At 69.2% G+C, this 8,913-nt stretch carries 5 protein-coding genes and 2 pseudogenes; 5 read left to right on the forward strand and 2 right to left on the reverse strand.

The features are described from left to right. The 3 genes and pseudogenes from ACFWOG_RS36705 to ACFWOG_RS36715 all read left to right on the forward strand — a co-directional run. Positions 1-129, forward strand: a pseudogene (locus ACFWOG_RS36705) (IS5/IS1182 family transposase); the annotation flags it as partial. Between the two features lie 1,399 nt (positions 130-1,528). Next, entirely contained in the window at positions 1,529-1,951 is a 423-nt protein-coding gene (locus tag ACFWOG_RS36710; protein WP_380363744.1) for a twin-arginine translocase subunit TatC, read from the forward strand. A 596-nt stretch (positions 1,952-2,547) separates the two neighbouring features. Continuing rightward, entirely contained in the window at positions 2,548-4,482 is a 1,935-nt protein-coding gene (locus tag ACFWOG_RS36715) for a SpoIIE family protein phosphatase (RefSeq protein WP_380363746.1), read from the forward strand. Positions 4,483-5,720: 1,238 nt separating this feature from the next. On the opposite strand, the gene ACFWOG_RS36720 is transcribed toward ACFWOG_RS36715, so the two are convergent. Then, entirely contained in the window at positions 5,721-7,211 is a 1,491-nt protein-coding gene (locus tag ACFWOG_RS36720) for a transposase (RefSeq protein WP_380363747.1), read from the reverse strand. Next, complete coding sequence (locus tag ACFWOG_RS36725) at positions 7,159-7,488, reverse strand: transposase (RefSeq protein WP_380363749.1); 330 nt, start codon at positions 7,486-7,488, stop codon at positions 7,159-7,161. The genes ACFWOG_RS36720 and ACFWOG_RS36725 overlap by 53 nt, the downstream gene beginning before the upstream one ends. Here ACFWOG_RS36725 and ACFWOG_RS36730 point away from each other — a divergent pair. Together ACFWOG_RS36730 and ACFWOG_RS36735 are read left to right on the forward strand one after the other, a co-directional pair. Further along, positions 7,427-8,035, forward strand: a complete 609-nt coding sequence (locus tag ACFWOG_RS36730; protein ID WP_380363751.1) for an IS3 family transposase — start codon at positions 7,427-7,429, stop codon at positions 8,033-8,035. The two genes, ACFWOG_RS36725 and ACFWOG_RS36730, sit on opposite strands and share 62 nt — an antisense overlap. Before the next feature lie 374 nt (positions 8,036-8,409). Further along, positions 8,410-8,913, forward strand: a pseudogene (locus ACFWOG_RS36735) (hypothetical protein); the annotation flags it as partial.

Consider the following 8,913-nt stretch of genomic DNA (forward strand, 5'->3'; position numbering starts at 1 on the left):
GAGCGCACCGTCGCCTGGCTCGGCGGCTTCCGCCGGCTGCACCGCCGCTACGAACGCAAGGCCGACCACTTCGCAGCCTTCGCCAGCATCGCCGCGGCCCTCATCTGCACCCGACGGCTATCCAAATGAGATGTCTTCTTAGACGTCGTGGTCGCGCACCGTCTGAACGGGCTCACACCGTTCCGGCGGCGCGCCGCCATGGCGGTCCCGCCCACGCCACCCGACTCGACGTATCACGACCTGATGAATGCCCTTCTCACAGTGCACCGCAACTGCGTCGGCCGCCCGTACCGCGCCACCGCGTCCCTGGTGGGCGCGGGCGATTGCACCATAGGACGGGCCCACGCCAACCACTCGGTCGGTGGCCGATCGGACAACAGCGTCATCGCCGACCGGTGCAACCGCCGTATCCACGAGCACCCGGGCTGACTCAAGGAGCTGTTGTCGTCCGCGCTGGAGGGCGTCGGTTCGATCGGAACAGCCGGTCGGACGATCTTCCGATCTGAGGCGAAGTGGTTGGCCGGACAAGCCCGCGCGTGCCGGGTCTTCGGTTTGGTCCAGGTCTCCTGTGCTCCCCCTGCATGAGCCGTGACGCACCCGGCACTTCTCACAACGCCCCACGAGTCCGCCCGTGTCGCGTCTTCCAGGTCCCACCGGCGGGCGCCGACAAGTCACCCTGGGGAGAATTGCGGCGGGCGGACGCATTGTGTGACGAGCGGCGTGCCGAACGGTTGACCGGAGTCCACTGCAGTTGGCCCGGACCAGTCCCAGCTCGAAACTGCGGGCCGCCGGGCCGACATGAGGTCGGCGCGCCACGACGGCGTCGGCGGGCCCTCAGGGGAAGATCTGGCGTCCCTACCCGAGACGTGTCGCCGGGAGATCCTGCGGGCCGCCGAGCGAAGACGGAGCCCGTCCTCCGAGCCTACCGACGCGCGGCCGAACAAAGGCGCACAGAATGCCCGGCGCGGCCGTTTCGGCGCCCTGGCCCCGCGAGCGTGCCTCTCCGCCACTGCTCTGTACGAGGACGGCGCATCGGATCGAGGCCGTCCCCGGCCGACCGCTTCACGGCGTTGCGCGTCTCGTGCTCCTTCGAGGCACCGGCGGCGGACCTCCCGGCCCACTCGGCGGACCGCGAGCCGCCCGCCGCCAGGCCCCACACCACGCGACCGGCGCCGCGCGCGCCTGGGTACCCGCCTGTGGCGCCCCCGCGGAGCCACGGGGTGAACACCGGCACTCCCCACGACCGCTCCGTCGGTGGGGCCCGGCCGTCGACGGAAGACCCGACGGCTCGCCGGACACCCCACAGCGGTTCGTCGGCCTGCTTGGTGGCTGCGAGGGGCGATTCGTGCGGTGCCCCGATTCAGGGGCATTGCTCGTTGACGGGTACCCCGGGTCGCCCGCACACTTTGCGCACGAGCGGCACCTCGTAAGGCCGCCGCTACTGCGGCGGGCCGTCGGCCGCGCAGCAGCGTCCGCGGTCGGCGGCCGGTCATGCTCGCTTCTGCCGCCTTCCGCCTCCTGCGAACTGGTGCCGCATTCCCCTCTCCCGCTATTGCTGGTCATGCTCGACATGGCGGGAATCGTCACCGGCAGACGGCTGCTGAGCTGGTGGCGTGGCATGGTCCTGGGCATCACCGTCTTCGCGGCCTTCGCCACGCCGAGCGTTGATCCGCTTAGCATGCTGACGCTGGCCGCACCGATCTGGGCGCTGTACTTCCTGGCCGTCGGCATCTCCATCGTCAACGACAGGCGCAGAGCCCGGCGCAACCCAGACCACGGGCTGCTCGACGAGGAGGCCTCGCAGCTGGACCTCTCGGTGCAGCCGGTCACCGTGGTCGAGGCGATCGAACCCTCCGCCACGCCGGCGGCGAGTGAGCTGCCGACGGGAGTCGGCTACGTGCAGAGGGTGGACGACATCATAAGCGCAGGCCCGGGGCGCCGACCGCGCTGACGCGGATACGGCCCAGTCCGCCTCCGGGCACGTGCCGCCACCTGGGGAACCGGCGGCTGCAGCACCCTCGCCGTCGCATGCGAAGGCCCGATCGACCTCGACGCGAGCTCCTGCACGACCGCCGGTCGTTGTCCCGATCGACCGGCCGACCGGTATGTCCGGTCTGACCCGCCTCACGCGCGGCCAGCCGCATCCGCGCCGAACCGCGGCAGCCGATCAGCGGTAAAATGATGCTGCTACGCGCCGCAGCACCCACCGGCCGACCGCAAACACCGCTGGGCGGTCCGGTCCGCAGGCCTGCACCCTGCCGGGCGGATCCGACCCGAAGACCGCGGACCGATCGCCAGGCGCCGCTGCCGCGGCTCGACCGAACCCGATGCCACGCGAAGCAACCATACGGTCACACTCCGAGGCCCACCCCAGCACACTGTCACCCCTGGGCCACCAAGAACTCGCGCACTCCTCCCCACAGCACGGCAGGTGATCACATGGATCCGGCGCACCCTCTTCACGGCGGCGCCGAGCGGGAGGAGACGTCCCCGGACGGCGCACCCCCATACCTGCCGCATGACCCGGTGATGCACTCCCTGCGATCCATGGGCGACGCATTGGTGGCCTGCGACAGCCAGGGGACGATCGCCTACGTCAACACCGAAGCGCAGAACATCCTCGGCCCCGCACCAAGCCTGCTCGGAACCTTCCTGTGGCAAGCGATTCCGCAAGCCGCACCGGACCTGGGGAGCCTGTTTCGGCGAACTATCGCTGAAACCACACCAGTCGAACACGAAGCACATCTCGAAACAAACGGACGCCGGTACCGCTTCCGGCTGGTCCCCGCAGCCGAGGGCCTCCTCCTCTTCCTCACCGACGCCACCAACCACGAGGCCTCACGAGGGGACGGCACCGTCGGACACTCCGCCCGCGTCGCCCAGCTGACCACCACCCTCGCGCGCGCCATCACTGCCGACGACGTGGTCGCCACGGTCGTCGAACACGTCCTACCCCCCTTCGACGCCACCGGCCTGATCGTCCAGGCTGTGGAGAACGGTCGACTCCAGTCGGTCGGCTGCGCCGGATACCCGGCACACTTCACCAATCTGGTCCGCAATGCCGACGCGACCCAGATATCGAAAGGCACCCCCGCCTACGACATCCTCTCCGCCCCCCACACTCTGATGTTCTTCCCCTCCCCGGAAGAACTCATCGCCGAATACCCGGCGACCGCCGACTTCGTGGCCATGGGAGGAAAGAACTCCTGGGCCTTCCTGCCCCTGGTCGTCTCCGGACGCGTCATCGGATTCTGCTGCATCAGCTGGAGTCGGCGACGCGACCTCACCGAGAACGAGCGCGCACTGCTCAGCGCGCTGAGCGCACTGATCGCCCAAGCCCTCGAGCGGGCCCGCCTCTACGACGCCGAACACGCCCGCGCCCAAGAACTGCAACGCGGCATGCTCCCCCACGTCCTCCCCGTGCTGCCCGCCGTCACCGCCGCTGCCAGGTTCGTCCCCGCCGGCGGCGACGTCGGCGGCGACTGGTACGACGTCATCCCGCTCACCTCGGGACGCGTCGCCCTGACCATCGGCGACGTCATGGGACACGGCCTGTCCGAAGCCGTCACCATGGGCAGGCTCCGCACCGCGGTGCACACCCTCGTCGCCCTCGACCTGCCTCCCGACGAACTCCTCACCCACCTGAACAACATCGTCAGCGGTCTCGGCGACGACTTCTGCGCGACGTTCCTCTACGCGGTCTACGACCCCGTCTCCGGCACCTGCACCTTCGCCAACGCCGGCCACCCCCCACCCGCCGTCGTCCACCCCGACGGCGCCGTGCGCTTCCCCGATCTCGCCCTCAATCCACCACTGGGCGCCGCAGGCCCCCCGTTCGACACCACCGACCTCCTCATGCCCACCGACAGCCTCCTCGTCATGTACACCGATGGCCTGATCGAATCCCGCACCCACGACATGGGCCGCGGAATCACCCACCTCACCGAAATTCTCACCACCATCGGCCAGCCCCCGCCCGACACCGACCACGACGCCGTCACAGAACACCTCGACCGGGTGGCCGACACCCTCGCCACCCGCCTGCTGGCCAGTTCCCCGCGCTGCGACGACGCCGCTCTGCTCATCGCCCGCACCCACCGCACTCCCCGCCACAACATCGCCTCCTGGTTCCTGCCCGACACCGCGATGGCCGCCGCCGAAGCCCGACGACACACTCGCGACCAACTCACCGCGTGGGGCCTGGACGAATTGATCATGACCACCGAACTCTTCGTCAGCGAACTCGTCGGCAACGTCGTCCGCCACGCCAAGGGCCCACTCCAACTCCGTCTGCTGCGCACCGACGTACTCATCTGCGAGGTCTCCGACGGCAGCCTCACCACACCGCACATCCGCCGCGCCTCCAGCACCGACGAGGGCGGACGGGGCCTGCAACTGATCGAGGCGCTCTCCCACCGCTGGGGCACCCGACACGCCCCCACCGGCAAGTGCATCTGGACCGAACAACTCCTCCCCTCGTGACCCGAGGAGAACTACCAGGGAGAACCAGTTTGCGGCCCGAGGTCCCTGCGCACAGCCGTGCCGGGAAGCCCGAGCGCCGGGTCGGTTCAGGCTACGAGCGGTCGAGCCGTCAGCAGCGCACGAGAGCACAGACAGACCCGCCGGCGCGCGCCTACCTGCCGTCCCGTCCGAGACGCTCGTGAGAATGGACGACCTCGCACCCAACAGTGCGATCGCCCCCGACCACGTGATCGGCGGGCGGCGAGACGAATGCAGGGCTCCTCACAGCAGGACGTACCGGAGCGGGGTGTGGATCCGGCCACAGCAGTCTTCCTCCAGGCTGCCTTGCGCGAGAAGGAGCGGAGCGAAACCGGGCACCGCCACACCCTCACAGGATCCCCGTCGCGGGCTCGCACGCGACATGAGATCGTGCCATCCGGCCCGCAGGGTGAGCGGACCAGACGCAGGATGAGCGGATTCTTGTCAGATCATTCGTGTACCGGCAAGGTCTGCTCGGCCCACCCGCATGCCCCGACTGACCGTCGAGGATGCCAGCAAATTCCAGCGCGAAGCCGAGGCGTGCGCGACAGCGGACCTCTTGCCAGGCAATAACTGACAGAGCGTCACAACAAGTTTCCACCAAGTCCCGCGGCGGGCCCCGACTGGATCAACTCCTCCAGGTCCGGTGCGCAGCCTCGACACCCCGCGAGGCTCGGTGTGAGCTTTGCCCCGCGATGTGGACACCCCTGACACTTGGATCTTGTAGGTCCAGGAAGGGAAGTCCAGATGGGACGTCCGTCGACGTACTCGGACGAGTTCCGGCGTGATGCTGTCGCGTTGTACCGAGCCTCGGGCGGCGGACGCATGTTCGCGGGGGTCGCGAAGGAGATCGGGGTCAACCACGAGACCCGCGGAACTGGGTGCGGGCCGCTGACGCCGGGATTGCGGTGCCAGGGTCGGCGCTGAACGATGGCGAGCGGGCCGAGCTCGCGCGGCTTCGCAGGGTTGAGCGCGATTGGCAGGTCGAGAAGGAGATCCTGCGCCGGGCGGCCGCGTATTTCGCACGGGAGATGACGTGAGGGACCGCCGCTGGGACTTCATCCTCACCCACCGGGCCGAGTTCGGCGTCCAGCGGTTGTGCGAGGTCCTGGGCGTCGCCCGATCCGGTTACTACGCCTGGAGGGCCGGCGCTCGGACGCGTGTGTCGGCGGCGGCTCAATCTGGGTTCTGGATCAATTTCCGGATGCTGTTGGTGATCTTCATGAGCGACGGGTTCGAGTCCCGTCGTTCAGTTGTTGACACAGGTGCTGGAAGCGGGTGGTCGGGCCCCTTCGGTCGGTTGATCCGCCATCGTCGCGGTGCTGGCTGAGGCGGATGATGTTGGTTCCGGCCGCGGTGAGAACGTGCTGGAGGTGAGTCTTCGCGGTGCCGCGATAACGGCAATTTCGCAGGCCATGGGCGTGCACCGTCTCCGAGACGGTGGTCTCGCAGCCGGCTCTCATGGCGTATCGGTCCTGCCAGGCCCTGGTCTTCTGCTCTTTCCTGACGCGGTTTTGGATCTCCTGCAGAGGCTGTGGCAGAAGCAGGACGTGGCGGCCTTTGCCATCGACGTTTCCGGTGCACTTCGGGCGGTCGTCGCAGGCCCGGCAGACAGCGCGGGGGAAGAGAACCGACAGGCGTGGCTGTCCGTCGGCGAGGGTCGGTTTCCAGGGCGGGCTGGTGGCGCCATTGGGACAAGTAAGCGTTCTTTCCTCCCAGTTGGGATGGAACTCTTCCTTGTCGAAGCCCGGGAGTGCCCGCGAGCGGGGTGGGAGCCGGACCGGGCCGACCAGGTCGATTCCGTACTCGGTCCTGGCCCGGTGGATGGTGGCGGGGCTGGTGTATCCGCCGTCGACCAGATGCTCGGCCGGCGCCAGATCGCGTGCGGCGAGGTCGCGGTGGATCCGTTCCAGGGCGTCGATGTCCTGCTCGGGTGCCGGCGTGGTGGCGACGTGCACGATCACATTCGGCAGGCCGGTGTCGCAGGTCTCGGTCTGGTGGTCCTTGTAGCCGACCCACTCAGCCTTGCCGGGCTTGTGGCTGAAGCGGGCCTGCGGATCGTGGGGAGAGACGATCTCCACCGACGACCACGGCACCCTGGCGCAGGCGGGGTCGGGCCGCCCGTCGGAGGCCTCCGCGGACGTCGATCGCCGAGGACTGTGGCGCCGGCTCAGCCGGTCGCGGGTCTGCTCGGGCCCGCGCCAGCACAGACCACCGTGTTCGTCGTACCAGTACTGCTGGAGCCAGACCTGCCGCATCACCTCGACCTTGGGCAACCACCTCAGCCGGGCCGGAGCGTCAGGGGCGAGGAGGGCCTGGAACAGGCGCATGCCGTCCTCACCGACCGTGAGCGCGTACTGCTTGCGCTCGTTCGTCTCCTTGGGCAACCGGTCGTAGCGGACCGGCCGGCCGTAACGCCGGGCCCACTCGTCCGTGACCAGGGCGGATATCCAGTCCTCGTCCGATGCGGCCAGTTCCTCCAGGGCCGCGCGCAGGGTCTCGCCGACCAGCTCGATGCGGTCCAGGCGCCGCACCGCCGCCAGGACGTGGGTGGAGTCGGTCCGCTGCCGCCCGCGTCGTTTGACCAGCCCCGCCTCCGCCAGCCGGTCCACCATTACAGTCAGCAACCGGTCGGCCCGATCGCCCTGGGCCATCCGGTCACGGAACGCGCTGAGCACCGAGAAATCGAAGCCCGGATCGTCCAACTCCATCCCCAGGCAGTAATTTCCAGTCCAGACGACACCGGACTGCCTCGGCGGCCTGACGGTCGGTGAGGTTCTGCGCGTACTGCAGCACCGACACCAGCGCCAGTCGTGCCGGTGACAGGCCACGACGTCCGTCAGTGGGATACCAGTCGGCGAAATCATCGTCCGTGAACAGCCCGTCCAGATGATCTCGCACCCACATCGCAGCTGTGCCCCGAGGATTGCTCGCCCGTGCCATCCGTGCGGTCAGCGGCGGGATCTCCCGCCCGGACCATGAACCCATCGCCACCGCAGTCCACCCCTCTGATCCGCCCGATCTCCAGGCCAGGACAGCAGACAGGCACGGGCACAATCAGCCGAAAGGCGACAACACCACTCGCGCCAGTGAAGATCACCAACAGCATCCGGAAATTGATCCAGAACCTCGATTCACCCGTCGCCGGGAGCGTGCCGACCGGGCGGCGGCCGAGGCCGTGCCGGTGGGCAGCTACGCTCACGACAACAGCCCGGTGTTGCAACGACCGGTTGAACTCGCCCAATACGGATCGGCCGAGTTCGCCGGACTCCGTCGGCGCCACCGGATCCGGCGGAGCATGGGGAAGGTCGGCTCAAGCTATGACTACGCCGCCGCGGAGAGCTTCTTCGCCTCGCTGAAGCGAGAGTTGATACACGGAGAGCGCTGGGCCAGCCAGCAACAGGCGAGGCCGGACGTATTCCGTCGGGTCTCGTTCTACAACCACCGCCGTCGCCACTCCACGCTGGGCTACCTCAGCCAAGTCCAGTTCGAACAGCAGACGGCGACGTCCCGTAAGATCACCCTGGCCGCATGAAACTCCGGTGTCCACGTCCCGGGGGAAGGCTCAGTCCTCATCAGGCGGGCGACCCGCCAACCGGGCCCTGGATCGATCGCAAGGGCGCGGCGCGACCCCTCCGACGGGTCGGCTCGCGGGACGGGGCGCTTGTGGCGGGTCGGTCGCGGCGGTGTCACAGGCCTGTGACAGGGCGGGTGCGGTCGGGGCCCGCGGGCTCTTCTTCCATGTGATGCATTTCGGCGAACTCCGGTGCCTCTGAGGCCTCTTCGTTCGCACGACATGCCGACCAGGAGATCCCACCCGACCCATCCGATGTCGACCGGCGTGGTGACGGACGTTGCCCGGCTCTGCGGGCCGCCCCGCCACCCGGCCAAACTCCCAAGGGGAAGAGCATGTTCCATCTCACGCGCAGGACGGTGCTGATCGCCACCGCCGAACTCGTCGTCCTCCAGACGGTCGCCGCCTGCTCCGGCTCCGGCTCGGACACTCCTGCCGTCGACGGCACCGACAGCACCGGCAGGTCGGCGCCGTCGCGGCGGGCCCGTTCGCGCCGCCCCTCGAGGGTCTGCGCCCGGCGCGGTGGCCTGCGGACGGCCTGCGCCGCCCTGCTCGTCGCCGCGGTCACCGGTTGTGGCACGGCACAGGGCGGCATGCTCGGACTACACATGGCCCCGAGGACGGCCGGCGCCGCACCGGCGAGCGGGGCACCCAGGACTCCCGGGGCGCCCTCCCACGGGGCTGTACCGAGCCCCCTCCCCACCGGGTCCGCCTCCGGCTCAGTGAAGGCGACGCCCCCGGCCGCCCCGGCGAAGCCGGCCGCGCTGGTCCAAACCACCGCGCACGGTGGCCGCACGGTCGCGCTCACCTTCGACGACGGCCCCGGCCCCGCGTCCGCC

Origin of the sequence: Kitasatospora sp. NPDC058406, assembly GCF_042722765.1 — a bacterium.
Taxonomy (GTDB): domain Bacteria; phylum Actinomycetota; class Actinomycetes; order Streptomycetales; family Streptomycetaceae; genus Kitasatospora.